Below are 26,182 nucleotides of genomic sequence, written 5' to 3' on the forward strand. Positions count from 1 at the left end.
ACTGTCATGGGCCCGTTGTGCCATGTAAGCCTGGAAGCGCAGATGTGACCCAGGAGCACACCCCCGAAACTTACGACCATTCGGCAGCGCAGCAGCTCGCTCAAGGGCGCGCGACACTGATCGACGAATACCTCACCCCCGCAGAAGGACAGTCCGTGGGGGTCCATGAGGTTGGCGCCGGTTTTGAACAGGCGCATGCCGCATTGCTTGATACGTTTTTCCGCCAGCGTCTCAAGGAAGTGGGGCTTGATAATGACGCCGGCAAACGTATTTCTGAGCCTTTTGCCATTGTGGCGGTAGGCGGGTACGCCCGCAAAGAACTTTGCCTGCATTCCGACGTCGACCTTCTGGTCATTTGCCGCAACAACATTCCTCCTGAAGCACTGGATCTTGCGCAGCCCCTTTTCCTCGCGTTGTGGGATCAAGGGTATGACCTTGGTCATGGTTTCCGCACCATTAAGGATTGTCTCGACCTTGGCGGCAGTGATTATCAGGTCTTTGCTTCCTTGCTTGACCTGCGGTTCATTGCCGGAGACGAGACGGTCTGCCAGGAACTCCGCAAACGCCTGGAACAAAAACTTTTTGTCCGTAAGCGAAAAGGCTTTTTGCGCTGGCTGGAAGAGCAGCACGAGGCCAGGCGGCAACGTTTTGGTGATGCTGACGCCATGCTGGAGCCACAGCTCAAGGACGGTTTGGGCGGTCTGCGGGACTATCACGGCATGCTCTGGCTTGCGCGATTTCTCGAACGGCAAACGGGGTATCTGCCGGGGGATGTGGAGCAGTTGCATCCGTTTTTTCCTGAGGCGAATTCTTTTGCCACCTTTAAGCAGGATTTGGGGTTGCTCTTTGCCACCCGCAATCAATTGCATCGCTTGACGGGGCGCAAGAACGAAACCCTGTATATCGATCTACAGCCCGGTGTGGCCGAAGCATTGGGGTTTGGGGGCGAAGGGCAGCTTGGTAAAGCCCTGGGCGTGGAAACCTTTCTGGGGCGGTTGCATCGCTCCATGTCCGCTATCAAGGCCGCGAACCGCGGCATATGGCATTGGGAAGCTCTGCCTCTATTACGTAAAGGGGCCGAGCCGGAGCCTGTCAGCGTTGCACCGGGTGTGCTTTTGCGCGAACAGGGATTGGAATGGGAGCGCGAAGATATCGCCGATGCAACGCCACAGGAATTGCTCAAGCTTTTCAAACAGTGTGCAATCCATGACGCGTCCTTGAGCTGGACAAGCAGACGCAAGGTTCAGACAAGTGTCGCAACCATTTCTGCAGCAACAAGCACCTTGGAGAAGGATATTTCTGGCCCCGCATGGGAGCTGTTTGTGGAAATTCTTTGCTCCGGCAATGCCTCACGTGCATTGGAGCAGATGATGGAAACAGATTTTCTTGACGTGTTCTTGCCCCAGTTCGGCAAGGTACGCGATTTTGTGCAGTTCGACTCCTTCCACACCTATCCAGTAGGGTGGCACACCATAAAGACGGTGCAGTGCCTTGAACAGCTGGAAAAAAAGGGGGGCAAAAAGGGAGGCGGCTTGCGGCTCGGCCACCTGGCTGCATTGTATTCGAGCCTGAAAGACAAGCGCCCCTTGTTGTTGGCCGCGCTATTCCATGATTTGGGAAAGAGCGGCGGCGATCACGAGAGCGCAGGCGCTGCCATGGTCCAGGATGTACTCAGGGCCAGAGGCATGGAAAGTAATGTTGTGGACACCGTTGCTTTTCTTGTGCGCAAACACTTGCTGCTGTCTCTTACCGCCACACGTTCTGATTTGGGTGATGAAGCCATTGTCATGCGCTGCGCCAATGACGTTGGCAGCCCGGAGCGGCTCAAAATGCTGTATCTGCTTTCCTGCGCGGATGCTCTGGCAACAGGCCCCAAAGCCTGGAACGACTGGACCAGTCGCTTGCTGGCGGAACTGTATGACAAGGTTTTGCACATGCTGCAGGAAGGGCAGCTTGTGGGGCCGCGTTCGGTACGTGTTATCCTCAAGACCCGCGACGATGTGCGCCGGGTGGCAAAAGAATTGGACGATCCGACGTTGCCCCCCGAAAAAGTGGAGTACTGGCTGGAGCAGTTGCCACCGCATTACACCATGCGTGTCCAGGCCGAAGCGGTCGTTTCCCACATTCAGTTGGTGCACAAGCTGGAAAAACAGCTGGCTGACGAAGTCAAACGCCTGGGCGAGAAACGGGCCGGGCGTGGACTGGTGGTCTTGGAAGCCCGGCCTCTGGAAGCGGAAAGCGTCTGGACGCTGACCCTGGCCGCACGGAATCAGCCTGGTTTGTTTGCATCCATTGCAGGGGTCTTGTCCCTGCACGGGCTGAATATTTTTTCTTCCGACGTGTTCGTTTGGAGCGACGGTTCTGTGATCGCATTGTTCAATGTAACGCCCCCGCCTGACCCGTTGTATGCCGAAGAAATTTGGGCAAAGATCAAGGGGGCGCTGAAGTTCGCCATGACGGGCAAATTGTCTCTGGATTACAGATTGGACCGGAAACGTAGCTCCATGCTGGCTGATGGGCACAATGGGCCAGGCGCCGTGACCGTCAATGTGGACAACGAAAGCACGGATTTCCACACTGTTGTCGAAGTGCTGGCCTGGGATCGCCCTGGATTGTTGTATGAGATCGCCCATACCTTGCAACACCTGCAAATTGATGTGCAGATGGCCAAGGTCGCCACACACAAGGACCAGGTGGCAGACTACTTTTACGTGCGCGATGCCGACGGGCAGAAGCTTGAAGACCAGGGGCAGATCCACGAAATGCGCCAGGCGCTGCTGCATAAGCTGACAAGAATGCCATAACGCTGTTTCCGTGCTTGTCCCGTGTCTGGAATAGGGGTAATTGGGCTGGTGTGCTCATCTTTGCGGCAGAAACCCGGCAAAGTGGGCGCAAACCAATATCCCCTGTAGGAGGCGTTGCGCAGGTGGCGACGGTAGCTGTTTTACAGGATTTGTCGCGCCACACGATAAATGCTCATGGTCAAAAGTTCAGTCTTTTCTCCTCTGAATCTTCCAATTTTCGGTTTTCTTCTTGCCATAATGGTTGGGACAGTATTGTTGCGCCAGGATTTCAGCCTTGCAGGCGACGGCCTCAGCTGGATCGATGCGGCATTCACCGCCACGTCTGCGGTCTGCGTCACCGGTCTCATTGTGGTGGATACAGGCAGTCATTTCAGTTTGACGGGGCAGAGCGTAATTCTCATGCTCATCCAGTTGGGCGGGCTCGGGGTAATGACATATTCCAGCCTGGCCTTGTATCTCTGGCGCAAGCGCGTTTCCCTTACAGACCGTTTACTCGTTGGGCAGAGCTTGCTGCACGACCCGGCATTTGATCTGGGGCGCTTTTTGTTGTTCATGGTCTGTGTGGCTCTTGGCATAGAGGCCTTTGGCGCCTTGGCCCTGTTTGTTCAGGATCCTGATGGTTTTGGCTTTTTTTCAGCCGTATTCCACTCTATTTCGGCCTTTTGCAATGCGGGATTCTCCACCTATGGGGACAGCCTGAGCGCCTGGCAACAGTCTTTTGGTGTAAACCTGGTATTCATTGTGCTCATCACTCTGGGGGGATTAGGATTTTCAGTGCTCAACGAAACTTCCATTGTCATTCTTCAGCACTTTGGATTTCTCAGCAGGATGAGCAAACGCAAGTTGAGTTATCACAGCCGCATAGTCTTGCGCACCAGTATTTTTCTGACCCTTTTGGGAGCGGGCGTCATTTTGATTATCGAGCTGCCCCTTTGGCTGCAAGGCTTGGAACCGGGCGCCCCGCATTCCTTGTTCGGTGGAGGGCTTGCGGCGCTTTTCCAATCCGTGACGTGTCGCACCGCCGGCTTCAACACTCTGGATATTGGCGCCATGTCCAATGTTTCGCTGTTTTTGATGATGCTGTTGATGTTTATCGGCGGTTCACCAGGGTCTTGCGCCGGTGGTGTCAAAACGACCAGTTTTCGTACTGTGGCGGCTTTTGTGCTTTCCCAGGTAAAAGGGCGCGACCAGACCGTCATAGGCTCCCGCGCCCTGGATAAGGATACTGTGAATAAGGCGCTGACATTGACCATCTCGGCCATCGGGCTGGTGATTGTGGCAACGCTGGTAATGATCATCAGTGAGAGCGAGGGCACGCGCCAGGCTCTGCAGCGCAAGGAATTTTTTGATACGCTTTTTGAGGTTGTTTCCGCATTCGGCACCGTAGGTCTTTCTACAGGGATAACGCCGCACCTGAATGATGTGAGCAAATGCGTGCTCATGGTATTGATGTTTACCGGCCGGCTGGGGCCAATTCTTTTCCTGTCCGTATTGCAGAGCTGGCAGGTGCGCCCGCGGTTTTCCTGGCCGGAAGAGAGTTTGATGATCGGGTAGATACCAGCGTCGTGAAGCGTGGTGACAGGACCGGGGCTTCACGAATGGCTGTATTTTGCTTACGGAGTAGAGCATGGCTAAAAAGGAAATCGGCGTCATCGGGCTTGGCAAATTTGGCTTCGGCATGGCCAAAACCCTGGTGGAGCTGGGCGACAGCGTCATTGGCGTGGACATCTCAGACAGCAATGTAAAACGTGCTCAAGAGATTCTTTCTCAAGTCTACGTGGCCGATGGCCGTGACAAAGGCGCACTGAAGCAGCTTGGTTTTGGAGACCTGCCCCATGTTGTGGTAAGCATTGGCGATTCTCTTGAGGCCAGTGTATTGATTACCCTGAATCTGAAGGAATTGGCCGTGCCCCAGGTGTGGGTAAAAGCGCTGAGTGAGGATCACGAAAAAATTCTTTACCGGCTGGGCGCGGATTACGTGGTCTTTCCGGAGCGCTATGTGGCAAATCAACTTGCCCACCGTATTGCCGTCCCTGGGTTGTTGAATTATTTTTCTCTGGGAGGCGGCATAGTGCTTCAAGAGCTCACAGTGGACAAATGGGCGGATCACCCCCTGATGGAGCTGGATTTGCCAAAGAAGCACGATGTGCAAATTGTTGCTGTGAAACGTACCGGGGAGAATGGGTTCAGCTTTGTGCCCAGGGCTGATACGGTGCTGCGCAAAGGAGACGTTGTTGTTGTGATTGGTCAGGAAAAAAGCATGGGCGAGCTGTAGCGTTCTTTGCAGGCGGGGGGCATGCGTGTGACGATTGTCACGCTTTCGGGTGTACCCCTTGCACATCTCGTCCGGCTTCGATACAAGAAAGTGAAATTGTAAAAGGTAGCAAATTTCATATGAATAAATACCTCGTCACGGTTCTCTATTACATTTCCGAGGGGCAGACTAACGGACACATGGAAGTTAGCGCCTCTGATGAAACAGAAGCAATAAAGCAGGTTCTGGATTACATGCAGCAGAACATGCGCCTTCATCCCGACTATCGCCTGCACATGGTGCAGGTATCGCCTGCTCAGTCTGCTGCCTGATCTTCCACCTGCTTCCCTTTTGTCATAGATGCTCTTGGCGCATTTTGCCGACATGGCAATAGTGCGTCTTTTGCATGCTCCTTTCATGGCAAAAGGGAACGCTGCTCCATTATCTGTTGTAAATTTCCTGATGTGGACAAAAAAGCTGATTCTGTGCACAATGTCTAAGACGTTATCCACAAGATGTAGTGATGCACATAACAACTGTATTCCAAGCCACAGGGACCAAGTTGCTTAAGCCTTCTCTCTTCTGCAGCATGGGATGCGTCTACGTGTAGGGGAATCTGCCGCGGCTTTTGCCGCACGCTTTTGCTACCAGCCACTAGGGGGGGGATGATGGCGATCCGCGTGTTTTCGGACGCCCTGCATGCATTTACAGGCAGCAGGCGGAGCATATCTGGCATCTCAACTGTTGTATGCGCTCTGTTCATTCTTGTTGTCCTGCTGCTTGCGCCGGCTGCCAATGCCGAAATCTTCATGCATAAGCAGTCGGATAATTCCCTGTTTTTTACCAATGACAAACGAAAGCTGCCAGACAAGGAAAAACCCGGGCTGGCAGCTAAAAAAAAGAGTGCGGACAAGCAAGAGACGCAATCCGCCTCTGATAGTGAGCTGACGCCCCCTGAGCAGCAAGCTGCACCCGATACACAGAAATCACCAGTCGCAACCAAGGGGCAAGGCGAAGTGCCTCAGGTCTGGAATGCTGTGCGGCAGACCTTTTCGACCAAGAACCCAGAGCCCTTACTCAGTCAATTTCATTTCTTCGAGGAAACGGCACCTGCAGAGCAGCGTGAGCAACTGGAAGCCCGGATACGTACCTTCCTTGACCTGTTTTTCGAAACGTATGGAGCCGTCGATGACCTGCAGGAGGGGCAGGTTCCGGGGGATTTTTTCCTTTTGGGGCGGGTATACGGCGCCTATAAGCAGCAATGGGAGAGCGCCCAATGTACGTGGCGGCACGCCACGGGCACTGGCACGCCGGAGAACAGTCCCGGACAGTTCAAAATAAATTTCAGCGTATGCGATACGGGCGCGGCGCTCTGGCTCAAGGATATCAATGTAGGATTTGTTGCTCCATCAGAAGCCGTGAAGCAGGCTGCGATGGAGTTCAAAAACACCTACCAGCAGCGTGTCCGCTCGGCGATGCGGGAATTACGCACGCAGACCGGGCAGGCGGCGCCCAAACCGATAGCCGAACCAGAACCGCAAATGCAGGCCCAGACGCCGCAGGATATGCCCCAAAGCATGCCACCAAGTTTACCCCAGGACATGCTCAATGACATGCCTGGTGGATTCGGCCAGGATTTTTTTCAGGAGCTTGGTTCCGGGTTTTTGGACCCCATGCTCTTCATGCAGTTCTTCTCAACCACCTTTATCACTGGCTTTTTGCTGGTATCGCTTCTCTTCCAACTTTTTTATTCGTTGTGCCTGTATATCATAGCAAAGAAATTGCGTGTGGGCGCCGCCTGGATGAGCTGGATACCAATCCTCCAGGTTCACCCCATGGTGCTCTCGGCTGGTCTGACCGGCGTGTGGACACTGGCCCTTTTTGGCGCTTTTGTGCTGACACTCATTCCTTTTGTGGGCATTGCAATTTCATTGGGTATTCTTGTGTTCATGGTCTGGATATGGATGTCCATTTCAGAACGGCTGGGCATGAACAAATGGTTGGGCCTGCTGGTCATCGTGCCTCTGGCGCAGTTTATCTATCCGGCTTATCTGGCTTTCAAATCGGATGTTTACAGAAGCAACGTGGATATCAAGGGTGTGGCTGGCAGGACTTTTCTGGCCTTTCTGCTGCTCGGGGCCTTGTGCTGGGCGTTGGTACTGTATTTTGTGGCGCCGATGATGGATATGATGCTCAACCAGGCCTTTTCACAACCACAGATGGAGATGGGAGCGCCTCGCCAGCCTCTGCAGCAACCGTTGCAACAGCCACCACAACAGCCCTCTGGTGTGCCTCTTGAAAGAATGCCGCAATCATCTGGGGATGAAGCGCCGGCTGGCGTTGCGGCTGAACCAGGCTCGCAGGATGCCCCCTATGTTTCCCTGAGTCGTGAAGACTATGAAAAGATGCTGCGCGAACGAAAAGCACCGGGTGACCCCAATGCTTCAGGCAAGCAAACCAGGGTGGGGCCTCTGCTGCTGACCCTGGATCAGTTTTGGGCTGATGCCTCGTCGCCACATCTTTGGATAATGGTAGGCATGCCCATGATTCCCAACCTCGACATGGGGCAAGGGGGGCGCATGATCGTGAGCAAAGCTCTGAATAGCGCCGGCAAAAACCTTTACGATAAGGACAATACTTTTGAAGGAGAGCAGTTTGAAAAGCTCTCGTTCAGCAAAACAGGATTTGACACGCCGTATCTCCAGGCCATTCGCGACATAAGGCTTGTGGCCGGAACCAAAGAGGGCGATGTCGTTACCGTGGAAGGGGAAGTCCAGTTCCGACTGCCGCTGAATCTCTGGAATATTACCGTGGATGGCAGTCAACTGGGCAAGGAAGTGCAGGATAAGGATATGGCTGTGACCTTGCAGAAACTCGACGGAAAAGATGTGGAGCTTCTGGTTACCGGCAATGTGGATAACCATTTGGCCACCTTCGCCTATGATGGACAGGGGAACGAAGTCAGCTACAACTTTTCTTCCTGGAGTTCCCAGGAAGGGCGCAAACTGCTCAAGATTCAGTTTGAGAAACCCGTGGCAAAACTCGAATGCGTTTTTGCCACAGGCTTTCTTGATAAATCATACCCCGTCACCATACGGGCGCAGTGAGGAACTGCTACCAGCCGGCTTTGACGTAAGCGTCCTGATAGATGGGTTTGATTTGCTGCAGCCGCTGCATGGCGTAGGGCTTTTCAAAAGGTCCAATAACAACAGAAAGATACCCGTCACGCAGATTCTGGTATCCTGTGGTCCCGATGACCATGGCGTCCGGCGCGTACTGTTGGGCATGCTGCAATTGCTGCATGGCTAAATCATTGCGATTTTCAGGATACGATGCGCAGATAACAAACCATTTGCTTTCTCCGGCATGCGCGCCACCGGGCAGAAGCATGGAACACAGCACCACAAGCGCAATAGCGAAGACAAGGGGCCGAAGCATGGTTTTTCTCCTTTTGAGCAGGTACTGCAAGGATGGATTATACCATACTACGTTGCTTTGAATTTCCCGACAAGGTTGGGATGGGATAGTAGATTACCTATCTGTATATTCCCTGGATTACTCTTCCAGAACAAATGTCTCGGGATAGTCCACCACTATGCCGTCTGCATCTACGGTTAGCTCTCCCTTGTAGTCTCTGAATATCCCTTCGTACAAGTAGCTTCGATTCAGGGCGATGCATGTGTAGCGCTGTTCGATGGCCCTTGTTTCCAGATCCGGCACTGATACGTAGCAAACTTTGAGGTCGTGGGATTCCCCTTGCGCCAGGGCTAGCCGACGTATGGCCAGGGTGTTGGTGAAAGGAGTCGCCTGAATGTCCAGGTCCAGGCAGCCGGTCAGTTCGGGGACGGGGTCGTCGAATTCGTCGGTCCAGTTGCCCTGCCCGTCATGAAAGAGCCGCAATGCCCATGGCTTGCCGCAAACTTCGACAAATGCGAAACGAATGCTCCAGTCTGGGGCGCATTCTATGCGGTACTTGAGGCCAAACCGAACTCCATCGCTTTCGCCCGCAATGACACTTTCGGCGATAATGCCAGCATCACCGATGTGCAAATGCAGTTGCTCCAGGCCGGGAGCGCGCAAATCCCGCCAACGTACGTCCCGTTCCATCAAGATACTCCTTTGCTTTTCTCTATTTTTCCACAGCTTTCATGGCTGCGGCTTTGCGGTGGTCCTGATAGGTCAGGGACGCGCCAAGAATGGCAAAGGGGTAGAGCAGAATGTGCAGAAAGGGCACCAGCAACAGGGCGCCGAATCCAAGCAGCAGGAAAGGGTGGCGGCGCACATACGCGAGCCGGGGGCCAAAGGCGGGTTCGTCTCGCGCAAGAGAAAAATCAACAAAATCCCACCCGAGCAGCAGCATGGCGAATACCAAGGAAAGGGGCGCGCCGATTACAGGAATGAAGAGCAGGACAATGGGAACGATGAGCACAAAAACCGCTTTTTTGAGCTCCTCTATCACCACGCGGATAATCCCCATTTCTTCGTCTTTTCCCGTACGCAGGGCCTGAAATTCGGGGCGACGGCCGATACGGCCCGCAATGGCGTCATACAGGGGAGACGCAAGGATGTTGGCCACGATCATGAAGGCGAAATACATGATGGCAAAGACCACAACGTACAGAATGGCGCTCAGCAGATGTACATACAGCCAGTGCAGGGTCGCCATGAATCCCGTGGCTTCGGCTGCGCCTGGCGTCCAGAAGTAGGAGAGAATCTGGTCCACATACAACGTGAAGATATAGAACCCTGCAGAGTAGAGCAGCAGGGTCAGGGCAAAGGGCACCAACAGGAGTGGCAGGTAGCGTTTATGGGCGAGGGCGAAACGAATACCGCGGGCGTGGCCGCCCAGGCCTTGAACCAGTTCTTTTATGAGGCGCATGCGAATGTCCTTGGAAAGCGTGTTGTCTTGTTAGAAGTTCTCAGGGGTCAGTGCCAGGGCGCCAAGGGGCGGCAGCGTAAGGGATATGCGGTGATCAAAGCCTTTTTCACGGGTATTGTCAGCCATAACCTGTCCACCGTTGCCAACGTCTGAACCGCCGTAACAGGATGCGTCGGAGTTGAATATCTCCCGCCAAATGCCAGGAGCAGGGCACCCCAGATTGTAACCGGTCCGCACCACAGGTGTGAAGTTGAAGACCCACATCACCGGTGCAACATGGGGGGCGGTGCGCAAAAAGCTGATCACCGAGTCCTGGTAATCAGTGAAGTCCACCCATTTGAAACCTTTCCAGTCGTGGTCCTGCTGGTGCATGGCAGGATAGCTGCGCAAGATTGCATTCAAGTCATGCAGCAGGCGGCCAATGCCCTGGTGCTGCGGAAATTCAAGGAGCGCCCAGTCGAGTTCTGCCTGGGAGTTCCACTCATTCCATTGCCCTATTTCGCCCCCCATGAACATTAGTTTTTTGCCGGGGTGCGCCCATTGATAGGAAAAAAGGGCGCGCAGGTTGGCAAATTGCTGCCAGGTATCGCCGGGCATTTTTGCCAGCAATGACTTTTTGCCGTGCACCACCTCATCATGGGAAAGGGGCAAAACGAAATTCTCGCTGAAGGCATACAGCATGGAAAAGGTCAGGTTATTGTGATGGTGCGAGCGGTGAATGGGCTCTTTTGAGAAATATTCCAGGCTGTCGTGCATCCACCCCATGTTCCATTTGTAGGTGAATCCGAGCCCCCCCGTATATAAGGGGCGGGAAACGCCAGGCCAGGAGGTGGATTCTTCTGCGATCATGATGGCGCCGGGATAATGCCCGTGCACCACGCGGTTGAGTTCCTTCAGGAAGTCGATGGCTGGCAGGTTTTCCTTGCCACCAAAGGCATTTGGCACCCATTCGCCTTCTTCACGGGAGTAGTCCAGATAGAGCATGGACGCCACGGCGTCGATGCGCAGACCGTCGATGTGGTATTCTTTGAGCCAGTAAAGGGCGTTTGCCAGCAGGAAGTTGCGCACTTCATGCCGGCTGTAGTTGAAAATGTAGGTGCCCCAATCGGGGTGTTCGCCCTGCCGGGGGTCGGCGTGTTCATAGAGAGCCGTGCCGTCAAAGCGCCCCAGACACCATTCGTCCTTGGGGAAGTGCCCCGGCACCCAGTCCAGCAGGACTCCAAGACCGGCTTGGTGACAGCGGTCTACCAGGGATTTGAACTGCTCTGGTGTGCCGAATCTGGACGTTGGCGCATAAAAATGGCTGACCTGATAGCCCCAGCTTTCATCCAGGGGGTGTTCCGCCAGGGGAAGGAACTGGACATGGGTGAATCCCATTTCCAGGGCGTATGGAATGAGCCGGTCCGCGATTTCTTCATAGTTCAGAAAAGTGCCATCCTCTCTTCTGCGCCAGGAGCCGGCATGAACTTCATAAATACTGACGGGGGCATCCAGGCAAAACCCTTTTTCCCGGCGCTCATGCATCCAGTCTGCATCATTCCACTGATGATTCTCAACATCCCAGGTTTTAGAAGCGATGCCAGGACGCATTTCGGTATGCAGGGCCATGGGGTCGGCCTTGTAAACAATGCGATCATCAATCTGCTTCAACCCGAATTTATACAGCGTGCCCTTTTGCATGTCGGGGACAAAGCATGCCCAGATGCCTGATGTCCCAACGGGGTAAAGGGGGTATTCGCCCCAGCGCCAGTCGTTGAAATCCCCGACAAGGTGGACTTCCTTGGCATTTGGGGCCCAGACCGCGAAACGGTAGCCTGTTAAGCCATCCTGTTCGATGGGGTGTGCTCCCAGGATGCGGTATAGGTCCCAATGCTCCCCGCGGCCAAACAAATACAGGTCGAAAGGTTGCAGATAAACCGGGCTGGAATTGCTGGTGCTCATGCACTGTCCTTGGTGATTGTTATTGCCGGAAGCATAAAAAAGAGCGACTTTTTACTGCTTGGCGTTCTTCGTGTGGCCTGCCTATGTCAGGCCAAAAGGGAAAAACCGGTTACGACATGTACCGTCTGTGGCAACGAAGGGCAAGGCCCTGCTTTTGTCATTTGGTGGTGTGATTTCTTGGTGCTATCAAATTTGCATGCCAAGGGATTTGTACACATCGATGTAGTTGGTTGCAGCTTTTTCCCACGTAAAATCTTGCAGCATGCTGCGTTGGCGTATCTGCGCCCACTCGTCCGGGCGATGCCACACATCCAGTGCCTGCTCAATGGCGCGCAAAAAGGATTTTGCGTCCGCTTCAGGAAATGTGAAGCCCGATGCCTCTGGGTGTGGGTACGGTATGATCGAGTCGTTCAGGCCGCCGACAGCCGTAGCTACTGGCGGTGTTCCATAACGCAGGGCGTACATCTGTGTCAGACCACACGGCTCGTAGCGCGACGGCATCAGAAAGATGTCCGACCCGGCCTGTATGCGGTGGGCCAGCTCCTCCGTATAGCTTACGTTTGCGGAAAGCCGAAGCGGATAGTCTTCCATGAGCCGGAGCAGGCGCTCTTCAAAGTGCAAGGCTCCTTCACCCAAAATGATGATGCCCACATCCTTGACGATGAGGTCTTGAAAAATATCAAGCAGGAGGTCGATGCCTTTTTGCAGTTGCAAGCGACCAATGAATCCCAACAAGGGGCGATTTTCCAGAAACGGATTGAGTTGCAATTCATTTATTAGCTCAAGCTTGCATTTCCGTTTGCCCTTGAGGGCGCCAGGCCCGTAGGTGGTGGGGATTGCTGTGTCATTTGCCGGATCCCAGACGCTGTAGTCGGCTCCATTGAGTATCCCAACCAGGCTGTCGGAACGTTTGGTGAGAATCCCCTCCAGTCCGCACCCGAACTCGGGGCTTAAAATCTCCTTGGCGTAGGTGGGGCTCACCGTGGTGATCATGTCTGCGTATGCGATGCCAGCTTTGAGCAGATTGAAGTCGCCATAGTATTCTGCGCCATCCATATTCCAGGCCTCCGGGGGCAAGCCCGAACCCCAGAACAGCCGGGAGGAGAAGCGCCCTTGAAAAGCCAGGTTGTGGATGGAAAGAACGGAGCGGGTATTTATGAGCCTGGGATCATGCTGCCGTTGAAAATGCAATAATGCCGGAACGAGGGCGGCCTGCCAGTCATTGGCGTGCAGGATGGCAGGGGGCGTTTCCAGCCGTTTGGCCCATTCCATGGCGGCGCGGCAAAAGAAAATGAACCGCTCACAGTTGTCGAAATAGTCGCCTTTGTAGGTGTTGTAGAAATACTTACGATCGAAATATTCCTCACGGCTTACGAAATACACGGGCATGCCGTGAAAATCCGCCATGTAGATATCCGCGGTTACGGGTTCCCAGGGATACCCCACAGGCATGTCGCTGTAGACGAGGTGGAAGGGGATGCCGGATTTGAATGTGCGCCCGTATAAAGGGCAGATCACTGCTGTGTTCACCCCCATGCGGTGCAACGTAAGGGGTAAGGCTCCCAAGACATCTCCAAGACCACCGGTTTTGGAAAAAGGATAAATCTCAGAAGTTATGAACAGAACAAGCGGCTTGGAGGTTGCCATGGCAGTCACCTGGTTGGTCTCACGGCAGTAATGGGAGAATCGTCACCTTTTTTCTTAAAACATACACGACCCGCAGCAGGATGCAAGGCGTAGTGCGTGCAACAGCTTGTTTCTTCGACAGATTGTCACAGAGAATGCAGGCAAAGGAAAGAATTTTTCCATAGCTGCCAAGGTCTCAAGGGGTGAGACGTTTAAGCCCGGCGGCAAAATCCCCAATGATGCGCGCATGGTCAAAGGCCAAAGGCGGCAGTGCGTCCAGCGGGTAGAATATGGCATTGCCCGCGTCGTCTCCCGCCTGCAGCACGGACAAATCCTTTGCCTGCGCTGTATACACCACGCTCATGGTATGGTGGCGCGGATCACGATCCGGGGCGGAGTATACTCCGAGCAGCCCGGTCAGAACTACATCCAGCCCTGTTTCTTCCCTGGCTTCGCGGATGGCAGCCGTTTCAACGCTTTCTCCGTAGTCTATGAATCCGCCAGGCAAGGCCCACCCGTGGGGAGGGTTCTTGCGCTCTATGAGCAAAACGCCCCTGTCTGGCACGTAGATCAGAATGTCCACTGTAGGGTAAGGATTCCGAGGTTGTGTTGCTGCCTGAACGGACATGCATGCTCCTGACGTTTGCTCCTCATGTGAGGGGCGGGTAGAATAATGGCAAAGGATTGCTGAAGGGGTACGAAATATGGGCGACATACACAAGGGGATGTGGGCGTCGGGGAGGAATCTCGCCGCAGTGCACATGGGGGCGCTTGGTGATTTTTTGTTGCAGTGGCCCGCTCTCTTGTCTCTGTCCAGGCATTTCAATGGGGCAAAAAATTTGTACTGGGCCGGACGCCCTACCTATTCTACCTGGGCGACAGGCGCTGGATGGCAACCTGCTCCACCTACAGTACGGCAAGGGGTGGAGGCTTTGTACGCATCGACTTCGTGGCCCAGTTCCCTTGCAGAGAGCCGGATTGTCTGGATCGGATTGGACAAGCGCCCTATGGAAATAAGGGATGCGCGTCTCTGGTTCATCCACGGTATAAAAATTGGGCAACCATACAAATCGCCCCGCAAGGTCGTACAACTGGCCCTGGAAAGGCAAGGCGTACCATGGGCTACTGACTGGGGCGATGTTTTCAGGGCCACATACGGGGGCTGGCAAGATAGCGAAGCTGCTTATGCATACGATCTGCTGCTTTTTCCAGGAGCGGGACATCTTGCCAAGCAATGGGGCGAAGGCAAATTTTTTGAACTGGCGATGCGTTTTCAAAAGACAGGGAAACGTGTTGCCTTTGTTCTGGGTCCTGCAGAGATTGAGCGGGGGGTGAATCCCCTTGTCTCAAGTGCTGCAGATGTTCTTGAGATGCCCCCAATCCTGCGTCCTTCCTCACTTTTCGAGCTCAGTTCGCTGCTTTTGCAAACCCGTACGATTCTCGGGAACGATAGCGGCCCCATGCACCTGGCATCCATGCATGGCACGCCAGGGGTGGTTCTGTTTGGCCCAGCATCGCGCAGACAGTGGGCCCCTGAAGGGCTTGTGGCTTTGGCTGGAAAGGCTCCCTGCCGTCCGTGCACGACAACCACAGCCACCCTGGGGTGTGCGCAACCATCTTGTATGTCTGAGCTTTCTGTGGATCTGGTGTGGGAGGCGTTGGCGCCCTTCGTGGGATAATCGCCGTAAAATCAAAAACGGCCCCTGGTACCGCAACCGGGGGCCGTTTCTGGCAAAAGGAAGAAGGTTACTTAGCTATTAGCAGGATCTGTGCCAAAATGTCTTTGCTGAGAAAAAATGTTGAAAAAAATGCGCAACATTTTTTAGAGTGCTTCGTGAAAGAAAGGGGTTTTATCAATGAATATGATAATATTTCAATGGCTTGAGTGCTTGATGTGAAGGCGTGTTCCTCTGCCACAAATACAAAACCGGCTTTCGATCCCGCACATCGAAAGCCGGTTCTGGCAAAAGGAAGAAGGTTTCTTTTAATAAAGCAGAGAGTGTGCCAAATCTGTGGTTGATCCGTGAAAGGTAGAAATATTGTTTTATATCAATATGTTGTTGAGTTGATGATGTGCGTGAGGCTATTTCAGAGTGCGGTAAGGGTGGTTAAAAAAATTAAACTCAGATGCCCGCCTCCACCTGAAAAGCTGCTTTGGGATTCAAAATTTTAAACCAGGCCTCGCAGCAATGAATTCATATCGACGTGAAAAGCACCGTAAAACCGGCGTCACGCAAGGCCTTAGCGTCTATTGCGCCTTCTCGCAGCAGCTCCACCCCTGTCTCTCCCTTGGCCAATGATACAGGTCGCGCCAGGGTGGAGGGAGCGCCTCCTTTTGGAGCAGGGGGGGCGTCCAGCACATGTATGCCTTGGTGCAGCAGTTCTTGGTCCAAAGCCGCTGCGTTTGTTACAGGCGGCTCACCCCTGCGATTGGCGCTGCTGGCCACCAGAGGGCTCTTGGTTTGCAGGCAGAGCGTCTGGGCGACCGGGTGAGAAGTAACGCGGACTGCAACGCTGTTTCCCCGCGTTATCCCTGGGGGCAGCTGCGGATTCGCTGGCAAAACAAGGGTCAAGGGACCCGGCCAGAAGGCCTGTGCAAGTTTTTGAACCGCCCTGCCTAAGGGAGTGGAAGGCGCAGTACAAAAATTGGAATCGCCGAGATCGCAGACAAGGAGCAGTTGGTCCAGGCTGCCAACGATCAAAGGGACACCTTGATCCAAGGGGCGCGTCTTCATGCCGAGAAGCTTGGCGATGGCGTGCTGCTGGCAAGCAATGCAGCCAAGCGCGTAGAAGGTTTCTGTGGGGTAGGCGAGAAGCTCGCCGGCGAGAAGCGCTTTTACGGCGTTATCAAATTCAGGGGTCATGTAGGTTATCGTCCTTTATCCTGCCTGGGCAACGTAGCAGAGCAGTTCTTGCGTCCTACACTGCAGGCGGCTAACACTAAGGGCATGCAAGCAATTAAATGTATATTCGTGGGGCGGCTCAAAGAGCGTTTTTTTCAGAATGCTGCTGCATTTTATGAAAAAAGGCTAGGCCAATATGTCAAGCTGGATGTTCGCGAGGTCAAGGACGGGGCGGGCAAGCTTCCTCCTGAACAACGCAGCAAACAGGAAGGCGAGCGTATACGCAGCTCTCTGGAAAACAAGGGCGCTCGCGATTATTTGATATGTCTGGACGAAAAAGGGGAGCAGTATGACTCCCGAGGTTTTGCGGCCATGCTTTCCCCGTTACTGGAAGACGGCAATCGCAGGGCCTGTTTTGTCATTGGCGGGCCTTTTGGCCTGGCGCCAGAGGTGCGGAAAGCGGCGGATCGCACCGTATGTCTGGGGCGCATGACAATGCCCCATGAACTCGCAAGAGTTGTCCTGCTCGAGCAGCTTTACCGCGCCGTGTCGATCATTAGAAATTCACCATACCATAATGATTGATGCCTGCTACGCAGTTCTCCTCGCTACTCTTTGGGGACGCAGTCCATGCTTTCCACTATGTTGAAAAAACCGGAAAGTTGTACCAAGTCCAAGGTTTTGAGTACGTTCTTGTTGGGTGAAAGCACATACAGCCTGATGTTCTGCCCTACGCATTTTGTGTGCAGGGTCACCATGAGCCCAATGCCGCAGCTGTTGATGGAGGTCAGCTCAGAAAGGTCCAGAATAACTGTGGTCATATCCGAAATTTCGAAATGCTTGTCCACAATTTCCTTGGTTCTGGCTGAGCAGTCAGCACTTATTTCATCCTGGGCTTCGAGGATGAGAACACCTTCTTGAGCTTCTATTCGTAGGCAATCCATTGGTCGTGTCCTATTTTCATGGAAAAAGAGACTATCGTGGCGCCGTTCTCTCTGGAAATCTCCAGGGAGTCTGTAAGGCGAGACAATAAAAAGAGCCCGCGGCCGTGTTCCGCATCAGGGGGCGCGTTTGTTATCGATACAGGTAGGGAGTCAAACCCCTTGCCATAATCAATAATATCGGCCTGAATCTTTTCAGCAGGGGTTATTCTTAATTTGATATGCAACTCTCCCGGTTGGTCGGGAGGGTATGCGTGCATGGCAACGTTGGCGCAGGCCTCGAAAAGTGCGAGGTCCAGATCGTGCAAAAAATCTGTGGATGCGATGTTTTCTGAAACAATGCGCACTGCTGCCTTGGCCAAAGAACGACTGGCCCGCGGCAGTGCGGTGGTCTGCAAATGAAAGATCAGCACGGCAGGATACCCCTCCAGAATCACTGATAACTCTGCTCGTTAGGCGGGCATCCCCCATCAGCCGCCACATTGTTATTACACACAAGCCACTGCACAGATGGTAACATCATCCTTGAAATTCGTGGCATTCCATTCGTCGACGCAGTTATAAACCCTTTGCAATGTGGCTTCAAGCTCGTGTTTTACCAAGGCCCCGAAAAGCTTGCGAAGCCGGTCCGTACCAAACTCTTCTCCGCTTTCGTTCATGGCCTCCACCAGGCCGTCAGTGTAAAAAAATATGCGATCACCCGGTGCAAGCTTGATCACTTCTTCTTTGAATTCCGTTTCAGGGGAAAAGCCGATGGCCATGCTCAGTGGTTTGTGTGCCTTTGCCCCTTTGCCAGGACGAACATGGATAGGCCCGGGATGGCCGGCGCTGGAATAGGTAAATGTCATGGCGGTACGATCAAGAATACCGTAAACAATTGTGAAATATTGAAAATTTTCTGGATCCATGGGGAATTGCGTATTGAGTCTGCGGCACACTTCGCCAGGTGGCAGAATAACCGGCGAATCCCCATCGCCATGCTCTACCAACAGGGTGGATTCAGAAGGCCGTGCTTTGAGAAGCCGGCTGAGGGTGACCGAGAGCAGCGCCGACGGAACGCCATGGCCGCTCACATCCACCACAAAAATGCCCACATGGCGTTCATCAAAAACAAGGCAGTTATAAGTATCTCCCGCCAGCTCATCGCAGGGGGAAAACAGACTGGCCAGTTGCAATCCCTCTACAACAGGCAACTCGTTGGGAAGCAGACTGCGTTGTAGTTTGGCGGCGGCGTCCAGGTCACGTTTCATGCGTTGGTGCATATTGCTGATGGTCGTCAGCGAAGTGTTGATGCGCTCAATGTATTCAAGGTTTTCAAGATTTTGCACTATGCGGGTATACAGTTCTTCGCGTTGGAACGGCTTGGTCAGGAAGTCGTTGGCGCCCGCCTTGATGAGTTTTGCTGAGAGTAGTTTGTTTTCATGGGAGGAAACGCCGATGATGGCCAGTTCGGTTTTTCTTTTCGTTTCGCGGATGGCCTCACAAAGCTCCGCGCCCCCCATTTCCGGCATCTCATAATCAGTGATAACAAGGGGTATCTCAGGATTTTGCTCCAAGGTCTCAAGGGCTTTTTTGCCATTAACCGCTTCCAGGACCTGGAAGCCGAATCGGGAAAGATAATCGCGCATGACCCGTCGCATGAGCGAGGAGTCATCCACCACGAGAATGGTTACATCCCTGTTTTTTATGAGGCGGATAAGTATTTCGAGCACCTGGCTCGTAGCGTCCCTGCTCTTGAGTACATAGTCGATAACACCCTGAGATTCCACACGCTCGCGGAGTTTGTCGTCAATGAGCGAAGTCAGCACGATGGAGGGAATACCGTACTCCATGGCAAGGTCAACTGCTTCGCCATCACTTGCATCGGGAAGATTGAGGTCAAGAAGGGCTGCGAAAAAATCGGCTCCGTGTTTTTTTATGGTTTGCTGGGCTTCCGCCAGGGTATGGCAAACCGTCACGGAAAAAATCTGTGTTTCTTCCAGATTGCGTTTGATGAATGAGGATATGAGTTTACTGTCCTCGATCATCAATATGTTTCTCACCTGCCCGTGAAGTTCTTGGGCGCGGCTGGCGATTACGTCGAACGACTGTTTGCTCATTGCTGCCTCTTGTTTGTGGGGGCAGTTTTTTGCACGACTTCCCAAACACGTGCATAGGGGAAACCATCGTACACTAGGCGGAAGTGGCCATCCAAGTCATGCTGGGCTGCCGTTTTTGTCGCAGCAGCAGGTCCGAAAAGCAAGCGCATGGCTGTTGTGTTCCAGGCCAGTGCATCCATGATAAAAGCCTGGTTGGCTTCCGGTATTACCAGCAAATGAAGGTCTCCGGCGTTGGAGTAGCTAACACTCTGCAATCCTTCTGGGCGGGCGATGTGCGCCGCGTTCAACCGCAGAGGTCTTTCGTCCACGCCCAGAATATGCAGCGCTCCGTTTTCGTCCAGTTCAAATGGGCGGTCCAAAATCGTAATGCCGGCGCGGATGCCCCTGCCTTTTGTTACGTCCCAGGTTCCATAATAGGTCAGCCAGCGCATGACCTGCAAGTACCCTAGTGTCACAACCACATACTGTCGTTCAGGCGCGGCAAATCCGTATGATACCTGATCCAGGCTGTCGAGAAAATGCTGCACGCGTTCTGGGGATTGTGCATCCCATATGGTCCAGGGTTTCAGGTCGTGCATGGCGCTGAACAGGATGATTTGCTGTGACGCCATAGCGGAGGGGGTCGCCAGTGCCCTGGCGAGCGCAAAGATATTGCGCCCGTAAAAGCGACCGCCGTCTGCCGGTGTTTTCAGGCCTGCGTAATACTGCGTCGCATACCCCCAGTCCCACCATATCCAGGCTGTAGCGTCCGCCGGTGCGGCTGCATCCAATACCTGCAGCGCCTTGGCTTCCTGTTGCAACAAGGCAGGTTGGGGGGGCAGCGCCGTGAAAACCCGCAACGATGGGACGGCCAGAATCAATGCCATGATGAGCGCGCCCCCTGCTGTTGCCCAGTTGGTCCAGGTCTTGCCTGGGAATTTGTGCTGCAGTGGTGCGGCAAGAAGCGTGAGCAGCCAGGCCAGGCCCAATCCTGCAACTGAGGGGGCGAACATGGCCAGGCGACCTCCATAATATATAGATGCCCCGCCGAGAATGAGCAGAGGTAGCACCAGCAGCGCAAGGGGGCGGCGGATGGCAAGCCAAAAATAGCCGATCAGGCCCAACGCAGCCAGCCAGCGCCACGGGTGGATGTGGCGCAGCAGAGCGCCAAAGTCCATGTTTTGCGCTTCTGTTATGCTCTCGGTCACCGTAGGATATTTGATTCCACCTGGCGTATTTTCGGCAGCGGATTTGGAAAGATGCCCCATTATATCCAAGGCGTTGCCCAAAACGTGAGCGCCCGGGCCAAAGAGCACAAAGAGGAGCAACATGGCCGCCGCTCCCCAAGCGCCATAAGGAGAAGCAAGGGCGCGCTTTACTGGTGCAAGCCATAGGGCGGCAGCCAAAAGAAGCAGCGACACAGCGCCCCCAATGGGAGCGTAAAATGCGGCAATAGCGAAGAGCGTCAAGTGGAACAACACGTGGCTGCGTCGTCCCGGTCGAATCAAAACAGGAGTCAAAACTGCTGCAGTGAGCAGAAGCAACAATGTGAAAGTCTCAATCTGTCCGTGCCAGCTTGCTCCAAATTTCGCCAACAACCCAAAGAGGATGCAGCAGAGGGGAGGCCAGATGCCGGTGCTGGTGTTTGTAGATTCCGGAGAGTGTTGGCTGTTCTCTTTCCCGAGCCATTTGGCAGCAAGGCTGCTTCGCATTGCCAGCAGTACCCCCCAGACAAGAGCAAGGGGAAAGAACAGGGTGACCATGTCGGTATCGAAAAAGCCGAGCCTTGTTCGGAAATAATACCCCGGAGCGAGAACAACCAGAACGCCCGCCACAAGTCCGGCGCCGCCTAATCCCAGGCTCCAGGCAAGAAGCACGGTAATGGCTCCGGCAGCACCGGCGAACAGGGCAGGCATCCAGAAGGCCGGGACACCGGGTGGGGTGTTCAGAAGATCACCCCCCCATTTGGCAAGACGGGAAAGCGGTTTCCCTTGGGCGTTGCCAACGCCACGGGCGCCAGCAAGCCAGTAATATGCATCGTGGGTTGCCTGTAGCGGCTCACCTTGCAATTGGTATTGAGGGGCGCCCCATTTCAGCGCGTCCAGCATGCGCGAGCCAAAGCCAGCGCTCCAAGCGAGAAGAAGGCAAAGTAAAAGCAGGGGCAGGTTCTGCAGGAAGGTTCGCCCGCGGACGTCAAGGCTGGGCGTGTGCATCATGATATCGTCTTGGAATGGTCTGCAGCGCCATGGGGCGTCGTTGTCATCATGCTTTGTCTGTAGGGTTCGGGGCGTTTTTCCGGCTCAGGGCCTCTGCGAGTTTTCTGGAGACAAAACGCAGATGGCGGGCCATTTCTCCCGCTGTCTGATAGCGCTTATCCCGCTCTTTGGTCATGGCTTTATCAATGATTTGAATGACAGCCTTTGGAATTTTCGGGTTAAGAGTACGGGCGTCAGGATGCGGGGTATTCATTATCTTGTGCATCAGGGAGGCGAGACTGTCTCCCGTAAAAGGCGGCTTGCCGGTCAGCAATTGAAAAAGCACCACGCCAAGGGAAAAAATGTCTGAGCGGCCGTCGACCTTTTCTCCGGAAATTTGTTCTGGCGACATAAAATGGGGGGTGCCCTTGACCACGCCAGTCTGTGTCTGGGAGCTTGCCGTGATGCGTGCGATGCCAAAATCCGTAATCTTGATGACACCGCTGTCCAGAAGCATGATGTTTGCCGGTTTGACATCGCGATGCACGATGCCCTTTTGGTGAGCATAGTCCAAAGCCTCGGCAACATCGCCCATGTAATCCACCACTTTTTGCAGGCCGAGTAACGCGCCGTTTTTTGTATAGCGGGTCAGGTCATGCCCCTCGAGGTATTCCATGGCAATGTAGGCCAGGTCCTGCTCTTCGCCTGCATCGTAAATGGTAACGATATTGGGGTGTGTCAGGGTACCGGCGCTTTCCGCCTCCTGAAAGAAGCGTTTCTTGAGGCTGGCGGTTTGGTCGGGATCGGCTTCTTCGGGAAACTGAAAGGTTTTGATGGCGGTGGTGCGGTTTATGCGCGGGTCCATGCCCAGATAGACAATGCCCATGGCGCCTTTGCCGAGCTGCTTGACGATCTCGTAACGCCCCAGTGTGGGGCGGGTGTCGGTGGTGGTGGAAAGCAGCGGATCATACGCTCCGGAGCCAAGGACGACAGTCTCCCCGCCCTGGACAAGGCGTGATTTGCGTGCCTTGACGTCCTTGTAGCCGGGGTCGTGGGCTTCGATGTGTTCGTACACAGCCACGGCGCGTTGAAATTGGCGTTTGCGTTCGTAATCCTGCGCCAGGGAATAAAGGATGTCCTTCATGCCCTGGTCGACGGGGCAGCGGCGGAATTTGTCAAAAGCCAGGTCCAGGCGCCCCTGTTCTTGAAAGGATATGCCCAGCATGCGATTGGACTCGGCCGATTCGCCTTCGACTTTTTCCTTGTCGGATTCCGTGACAAAGTATTTCAGGCTGACAACGCCAATATAGCCAGTGACCAGTTGCAACAGCGGATAGCTGGTGGTGACCCATAATCCTTTTGCAACGAACAGCCATGTTGCTCCCCCGAGCAGGCCGGCGGCCAAAATAAGGAATGTAAGCCCTGCGGAAAGCGCCCGCATTTTAGGGAGCGCCAGGGCTATGACCAGTCCCAGCAGGAGAATGGCAGCGAGTTCCGCGGTTTCGTTCCAAGAGGGTTTCTCAATATATGTGCCTTGTAAGAGAGACCAAAGGGTGTGTGCGGTATATTCCCCCAAAGGCATGTGGGCATCTGTGGGCGTGGCCAGGGGATTGATGATGCCTGCGGCCGCAACAGAGACGAGCACTATTTTGTTCTTGAATACTTCTTTGGGGATTTTATCTGTGATTACATCGTAATAGGGGTATCGCTTGAAGGAGTTGCGCCCCCCTTTGTAGGTGACCAGAAAGGTCGAGTCGTATGTGAGGGGGATGCGTGTTTGCCCCAATTGCAAATGGTCGCCAAGTACGGCGGAGATGTTCTTGTGCGGAATGCCTTGTGCCAGAGCCGCCAGTTCCAATGCAAAAGAGGGGATGTAGAGACCGCGGTATCCATAGAGAAGGGCTTCTCTGCGCGCTTTGCCGTCAGCGTCTGTAGACAGGGATATGTGCCCCATGCCTGCTGCCTGGCTCATGAGCACCGGGATGGGCAGCAGAATTTCGCTGGCTTTGGGAACCTGTGCGTTTTTGGGTTTTCTTACATTGTTAATGGAGAGTTCTTTGAGCGCAGCTTCAGGCTGGAGATTGCCTTCCACCGCCACAGAGGGCAAAAAAACAACCGGTAAAACAACATTTTCCAACTGGTCCAAGGTCTTGGCCAGTATGGCGTCGGTGTCTATCTCCCGCTCCATGCGGAGCATGGCCTGATAAAACCCGAAGGCGTCTACGCTGGAACTCTGGAGCTTTTTTTCATTATACAGATTTTGCAGCGTGGCCAGGACTTTCAGACCGCTGCTTTCCTCTTCTTCACTGAAAAGGATGTTCATGCCTATCAGACGAGGGGCGCCCTGATTAATCTTGTCCAGCCCTTGTGCAAGAAGGCTCCGCGGCCAGGGCCAGCGCCCGAGTTTGTCCAGGGAGTCGTCATCTATGGTGACGAGGACAATATCGCTCTGTGTTTCTGGCTGGGCGATGAGGCCCATTCGGATATCGTAAAATTTGAGTTCAAGGCTGTCGATCAATTCAACGCGCACCATCCCCAGCCAAAGAAAGACAAGGGTGATGGCAAGCCCCATGAACAGGGCGGGATAGCGTTTTAAGAGACCCATGGCGCCCAAGCTGTTGTGCGTGTGCCTAATTTGCGTTTTGCTTACTTGTAGTAGAATTGCAGTCTGGAGGCGCCGATTTCGATCTCATCGAACTCCTCGAGCTTGCGGGATTCCGTCACGGTCTTGCCATTGATCTTAGGCTTGCTCATGCCTGTGACATAGCTGATGAAATAGCCTTCCGGCAGCTTGCTGATGGTGGCTGCCGTCTGGCCCACGCCAAATCCGGAAACCACAATGTCGTTGGAATAGTCTTTGCCCAGCTTAGTGAGTTTTTTCGCCAGCGCATGATCACCTTGCCCTCCTTTTAAAAACGTCAGGATTGCAGGAGCCTGTTGCGCAGTGATGCTTTGGGAAAACTCACTGGAGCCGAAGACCATGGTTTCATCCATGGTGTCTTCCACGTCCAGGGCAAACGCCTCATCTTCATCAACCACCAGTTGTATGCTGTGCTTGCCTATCCGTACAACGTCGCCGTCTTGCAACCAGTGGGAATTAATAGGCACTTCATTAACAAAGGTGCCGTTTTTACTGCGCAGGTCGGTGAGCAGGTACCCTTCATCCAGGGCATCCAGCTTGGCGTGTGATCCGGAAACAACGAGGTTCTCGATGACGATGTTGTTGGTGTCGCGTCTGCCTATGGACAGGGTCTCGCCCGGGTTGATCACATATTCTCCCTGGACATCCCCTTCGTAGAGCAACTTCACCGTGGCCATTGCCGATCCTCCTTGTTTGCGAATCCCCGTTTGGAGTTTCGCGTACGATGTCCCAAAATTGCACGAGGCAGCATCATACGTTTTTCATTGTCGCGGTCGGCTGTGATTTCTTACGCCATTGCCAATTGTTACCAAGATCCAGCAAAAAATGGCGTTAGCGGCCTACCAGCTTGGAAAACAGCCCCAATACTTTACCTGCCGGCTTCAGATGCTTGGAAAAGCTCAGAACCACAACCGTAATATTGTCCTCCCCGCCACGTTCATTGGCCATATCCACCATGGTGGCGCAAGCCTCCTGCGGAGGGTGCTTTGTCACTATCTCGGCTATTTCATCGGGGTCCAGCTTGTTTGACAAACCATCGGAACAAATAACGACCTTGTCGCCGTCAAAGGCCTGCACCTCAGCCAGGCTGGGTTCCACTTCTTCCTGAATGCCTACCGCCCGCGTCAGCATGTGGTGGTAGCGCCCGGCTCCTGCATTCGGATGCTGGGGCTGCAAAAGCGCCAGTTCCGCTTCAACGGTATGGGTTTGAGAAAGCAACTCTACCTTGCCCTTGCGTATCAGATAAATCGGGCTGTCCCCCACGTTGCATATGGCCAGGGTCATCCCCGTGAAGAAGACAACGGAGAGGGTCGTGCCCATGCCGCGTTTCGTTTCGCTGGTTTTGGCCTTCTGAAAGACGGCCTTGTTAGCTTCACGAAAACTGGCCGCCAGAATCAGGGCCTCTTCAGTGAGAGTGTCGTCGCGCAGGCCATGTTGCTCCCCATTTTGGACGAAACGGCGTAGGGCGTCCTGAACGGCATCTGCTGCCTTTTTGCTGGCGACTTCACCAGCCTGATGGCCGCCCATACCATCCGCTACGCCAAAAAAACCAAGCTCCTTGTCCAAAAAAAAGGAATCCTCGTTTTCTTCTCGCTTGCGTCCAACGTCGCTGCAACCTGCGGCGTCTATTTGCATTGTGCATGCTCCCAAAATTTTCGGGCAACTGAAAACAATGTTTCCAGGCCAACGATGCTTCCTGATTTTTTGGCAAACACCGTAAGTAGCCGCGGAACCATTGCTTATAGATGGTGACGCGACAATATATGATGCAGGGGGACTCCTGGCGGCAAAAAGCTGATTCCCCCCTACTTCTGTAATCATAACTCGATTTATACAGCAGTATCAAGCCGTTCTTTATCGCACGCAGATGATATACGCTTTTTAGGCGTAGTTTTCAGTCTTTTGTAAAACAATAAGCTCGTACAATCGTGGACTTGTGTTTTTATGCAACGTGGTGCAATTGTCAGGGGGACAAATAAA

The 26,182-nt window shown here is 53.9% G+C and carries 21 protein-coding genes; 7 read left to right on the top strand and 14 right to left on the bottom strand.

Annotated elements, in window-relative coordinates:
• The first annotated feature begins 44 nt into the window (after nt 1-44).
• From glnD to ACZ5EH_RS16985, 5 genes are all read left to right on the top strand, one after another.
• Nucleotides 45-2,804 carry a [protein-PII] uridylyltransferase gene (gene glnD, locus ACZ5EH_RS16965; protein ID WP_464275061.1) on the top strand — a complete coding sequence of 920 codons (2,760 nt, stop codon included), beginning with the start codon at nt 45-47 and terminating at the stop codon, nt 2,802-2,804.
• A 174-nt stretch (nt 2,805-2,978) separates the two neighbouring features.
• Nucleotides 2,979-4,358, top strand: coding sequence for a TrkH family potassium uptake protein (locus ACZ5EH_RS16970; protein WP_464275062.1), 1,380 nt, complete (start codon nt 2,979-2,981; stop codon nt 4,356-4,358).
• 73 nt (nt 4,359-4,431) lie between these two features.
• Nucleotides 4,432-5,079, top strand: a complete 648-nt coding sequence (locus ACZ5EH_RS16975; RefSeq protein ID WP_464275063.1) for a potassium channel family protein — start codon at nt 4,432-4,434, stop codon at nt 5,077-5,079.
• A gap of 119 nt (nt 5,080-5,198) precedes the next feature.
• Entirely contained in the window at nt 5,199-5,390 is a 192-nt protein-coding gene (locus ACZ5EH_RS16980; RefSeq protein ID WP_464275064.1) for a hypothetical protein, read from the top strand.
• A gap of 336 nt (nt 5,391-5,726) precedes the next feature.
• Nucleotides 5,727-8,165 carry a hypothetical protein gene (locus ACZ5EH_RS16985; RefSeq protein WP_464275065.1) on the top strand — a complete coding sequence of 813 codons (2,439 nt, stop codon included), beginning with the start codon at nt 5,727-5,729 and terminating at the stop codon, nt 8,163-8,165.
• A 7-nt stretch (nt 8,166-8,172) separates the two neighbouring features.
• On the opposite strand, the gene ACZ5EH_RS16990 is transcribed toward ACZ5EH_RS16985, so the two are convergent.
• The 6 genes from ACZ5EH_RS16990 to ACZ5EH_RS17015 all read right to left on the bottom strand — a co-directional run bounded on the left by ACZ5EH_RS16990 (nt 8,173) and on the right by ACZ5EH_RS17015 (nt 14,132).
• Complete coding sequence (locus ACZ5EH_RS16990; RefSeq protein ID WP_464275066.1) at nt 8,173-8,496, bottom strand: hypothetical protein; 324 nt, start codon at nt 8,494-8,496, stop codon at nt 8,173-8,175.
• A 117-nt stretch (nt 8,497-8,613) separates the two neighbouring features.
• A complete protein-coding gene (locus tag ACZ5EH_RS16995; protein ID WP_464275067.1) occupies nt 8,614-9,165 on the bottom strand; it encodes a putative glycolipid-binding domain-containing protein in 552 nt (183 codons plus the stop codon).
• Between the two features lie 22 nt (nt 9,166-9,187).
• Nucleotides 9,188-9,937 (bottom strand): EI24 domain-containing protein, encoded by a 750-nt coding sequence (locus tag ACZ5EH_RS17000; RefSeq protein WP_464275068.1) that lies wholly within the window; start codon nt 9,935-9,937, stop codon nt 9,188-9,190.
• 30 nt (nt 9,938-9,967) lie between these two features.
• Nucleotides 9,968-11,878 (bottom strand): 1,4-alpha-glucan branching protein GlgB, encoded by a 1,911-nt coding sequence (glgB, locus tag ACZ5EH_RS17005; RefSeq protein WP_464275069.1) that lies wholly within the window; start codon nt 11,876-11,878, stop codon nt 9,968-9,970.
• Nucleotides 11,879-12,064: 186 nt separating this feature from the next.
• Nucleotides 12,065-13,525, bottom strand: a complete 1,461-nt coding sequence (gene glgA / locus ACZ5EH_RS17010) for a glycogen synthase GlgA (RefSeq protein WP_464275070.1) — start codon at nt 13,523-13,525, stop codon at nt 12,065-12,067.
• 175 nt (nt 13,526-13,700) lie between these two features.
• Nucleotides 13,701-14,132, bottom strand: a complete 432-nt coding sequence (locus tag ACZ5EH_RS17015) for an NUDIX domain-containing protein (RefSeq protein ID WP_464275071.1) — start codon at nt 14,130-14,132, stop codon at nt 13,701-13,703.
• A gap of 76 nt (nt 14,133-14,208) precedes the next feature.
• Here ACZ5EH_RS17015 and ACZ5EH_RS17020 point away from each other — a divergent pair, with 76 nt between their 5' ends.
• Nucleotides 14,209-15,183, top strand: a complete 975-nt coding sequence (locus tag ACZ5EH_RS17020) for a glycosyltransferase family 9 protein (protein ID WP_464275072.1) — start codon at nt 14,209-14,211, stop codon at nt 15,181-15,183.
• Nucleotides 15,184-15,699: 516 nt separating this feature from the next.
• Here the strand turns inward: ACZ5EH_RS17020 and ACZ5EH_RS17025 are convergent.
• Nucleotides 15,700-16,368 (bottom strand): L-threonylcarbamoyladenylate synthase, encoded by a 669-nt coding sequence (locus ACZ5EH_RS17025; protein WP_464275073.1) that lies wholly within the window; start codon nt 16,366-16,368, stop codon nt 15,700-15,702.
• 84 nt (nt 16,369-16,452) lie between these two features.
• Here ACZ5EH_RS17025 and ACZ5EH_RS17030 point away from each other — a divergent pair, with 84 nt between their 5' ends.
• Nucleotides 16,453-16,932 (top strand): 23S rRNA (pseudouridine(1915)-N(3))-methyltransferase RlmH, encoded by a 480-nt coding sequence (locus tag ACZ5EH_RS17030; RefSeq protein ID WP_464275074.1) that lies wholly within the window; start codon nt 16,453-16,455, stop codon nt 16,930-16,932.
• A gap of 23 nt (nt 16,933-16,955) precedes the next feature.
• On the opposite strand, the gene ACZ5EH_RS17035 is transcribed toward ACZ5EH_RS17030, so the two are convergent.
• The 7 genes from ACZ5EH_RS17035 to ACZ5EH_RS17065 form a co-directional block, all read right to left on the bottom strand.
• Nucleotides 16,956-17,291, bottom strand: coding sequence for an STAS domain-containing protein (locus ACZ5EH_RS17035; protein ID WP_464275075.1), 336 nt, complete (start codon nt 17,289-17,291; stop codon nt 16,956-16,958).
• Entirely contained in the window at nt 17,273-17,701 is a 429-nt protein-coding gene (locus tag ACZ5EH_RS17040; RefSeq protein ID WP_464275076.1) for an ATP-binding protein, read from the bottom strand. The genes ACZ5EH_RS17035 and ACZ5EH_RS17040 overlap by 19 nt, the downstream gene beginning before the upstream one ends.
• A 75-nt stretch (nt 17,702-17,776) precedes the next feature.
• Complete coding sequence (locus ACZ5EH_RS17045; protein ID WP_464275077.1) at nt 17,777-19,387, bottom strand: SpoIIE family protein phosphatase; 1,611 nt, start codon at nt 19,385-19,387, stop codon at nt 17,777-17,779.
• Nucleotides 19,384-21,582, bottom strand: coding sequence for an STT3 domain-containing protein (locus tag ACZ5EH_RS17050; RefSeq protein ID WP_464275078.1), 2,199 nt, complete (start codon nt 21,580-21,582; stop codon nt 19,384-19,386). The genes ACZ5EH_RS17045 and ACZ5EH_RS17050 overlap by 4 nt, the downstream gene beginning before the upstream one ends.
• A 46-nt stretch (nt 21,583-21,628) precedes the next feature.
• Nucleotides 21,629-24,166 carry a CHASE2 domain-containing serine/threonine-protein kinase gene (locus tag ACZ5EH_RS17055; RefSeq protein ID WP_464275079.1) on the bottom strand — a complete coding sequence of 846 codons (2,538 nt, stop codon included), beginning with the start codon at nt 24,164-24,166 and terminating at the stop codon, nt 21,629-21,631.
• A 41-nt stretch (nt 24,167-24,207) separates the two neighbouring features.
• Nucleotides 24,208-24,879, bottom strand: coding sequence for an FHA domain-containing protein (locus ACZ5EH_RS17060; RefSeq protein ID WP_464275080.1), 672 nt, complete (start codon nt 24,877-24,879; stop codon nt 24,208-24,210).
• Between the two features lie 154 nt (nt 24,880-25,033).
• Nucleotides 25,034-25,837, bottom strand: coding sequence for a PP2C family protein-serine/threonine phosphatase (locus ACZ5EH_RS17065; protein WP_464275081.1), 804 nt, complete (start codon nt 25,835-25,837; stop codon nt 25,034-25,036).
• Nucleotides 25,838-26,182: the final 345 nt, after the last annotated feature.

Source organism: Desulfovibrio biadhensis (genome assembly GCF_055388615.1).

Coding starts and splice junctions, on each gene's coding strand:
- ACZ5EH_RS16990 (WP_464275066.1), bottom strand. CDS start 8,496: ATGCTTCGGCCCCTTGTCTTCGCTATTGCGCTTGTGGTGCTGTGTTCC.
- ACZ5EH_RS17045 (WP_464275077.1), bottom strand. CDS start 19,387: ATGAGCAAACAGTCGTTCGACGTAATCGCCAGCCGCGCCCAAGAACTT.
- ACZ5EH_RS16985 (WP_464275065.1), top strand. CDS start 5,727: ATGGCGATCCGCGTGTTTTCGGACGCCCTGCATGCATTTACAGGCAGC.
- ACZ5EH_RS17020 (WP_464275072.1), top strand. CDS start 14,209: ATGGGCGACATACACAAGGGGATGTGGGCGTCGGGGAGGAATCTCGCC.
- ACZ5EH_RS17050 (WP_464275078.1), bottom strand. CDS start 21,582: ATGATGCACACGCCCAGCCTTGACGTCCGCGGGCGAACCTTCCTGCAG.
- ACZ5EH_RS17025 (WP_464275073.1), bottom strand. CDS start 16,368: ATGACCCCTGAATTTGATAACGCCGTAAAAGCGCTTCTCGCCGGCGAG.
- ACZ5EH_RS17035 (WP_464275075.1), bottom strand. CDS start 17,291: ATGGATTGCCTACGAATAGAAGCTCAAGAAGGTGTTCTCATCCTCGAA.
- ACZ5EH_RS17060 (WP_464275080.1), bottom strand. CDS start 24,879: ATGGCCACGGTGAAGTTGCTCTACGAAGGGGATGTCCAGGGAGAATAT.
- ACZ5EH_RS17055 (WP_464275079.1), bottom strand. CDS start 24,166: ATGGGTCTCTTAAAACGCTATCCCGCCCTGTTCATGGGGCTTGCCATC.
- ACZ5EH_RS16995 (WP_464275067.1), bottom strand. CDS start 9,165: ATGGAACGGGACGTACGTTGGCGGGATTTGCGCGCTCCCGGCCTGGAG.
- ACZ5EH_RS17015 (WP_464275071.1), bottom strand. CDS start 14,132: ATGTCCGTTCAGGCAGCAACACAACCTCGGAATCCTTACCCTACAGTG.
- ACZ5EH_RS17065 (WP_464275081.1), bottom strand. CDS start 25,837: ATGCAAATAGACGCCGCAGGTTGCAGCGACGTTGGACGCAAGCGAGAA.
- ACZ5EH_RS16975 (WP_464275063.1), top strand. CDS start 4,432: ATGGCTAAAAAGGAAATCGGCGTCATCGGGCTTGGCAAATTTGGCTTC.
- glgA (WP_464275070.1), bottom strand. CDS start 13,525: ATGGCAACCTCCAAGCCGCTTGTTCTGTTCATAACTTCTGAGATTTAT.
- ACZ5EH_RS16970 (WP_464275062.1), top strand. CDS start 2,979: ATGGTCAAAAGTTCAGTCTTTTCTCCTCTGAATCTTCCAATTTTCGGT.
- glgB (WP_464275069.1), bottom strand. CDS start 11,878: ATGAGCACCAGCAATTCCAGCCCGGTTTATCTGCAACCTTTCGACCTG.
- ACZ5EH_RS16980 (WP_464275064.1), top strand. CDS start 5,199: ATGAATAAATACCTCGTCACGGTTCTCTATTACATTTCCGAGGGGCAG.
- ACZ5EH_RS17000 (WP_464275068.1), bottom strand. CDS start 9,937: ATGCGCCTCATAAAAGAACTGGTTCAAGGCCTGGGCGGCCACGCCCGC.
- ACZ5EH_RS17030 (WP_464275074.1), top strand. CDS start 16,453: ATGCAAGCAATTAAATGTATATTCGTGGGGCGGCTCAAAGAGCGTTTT.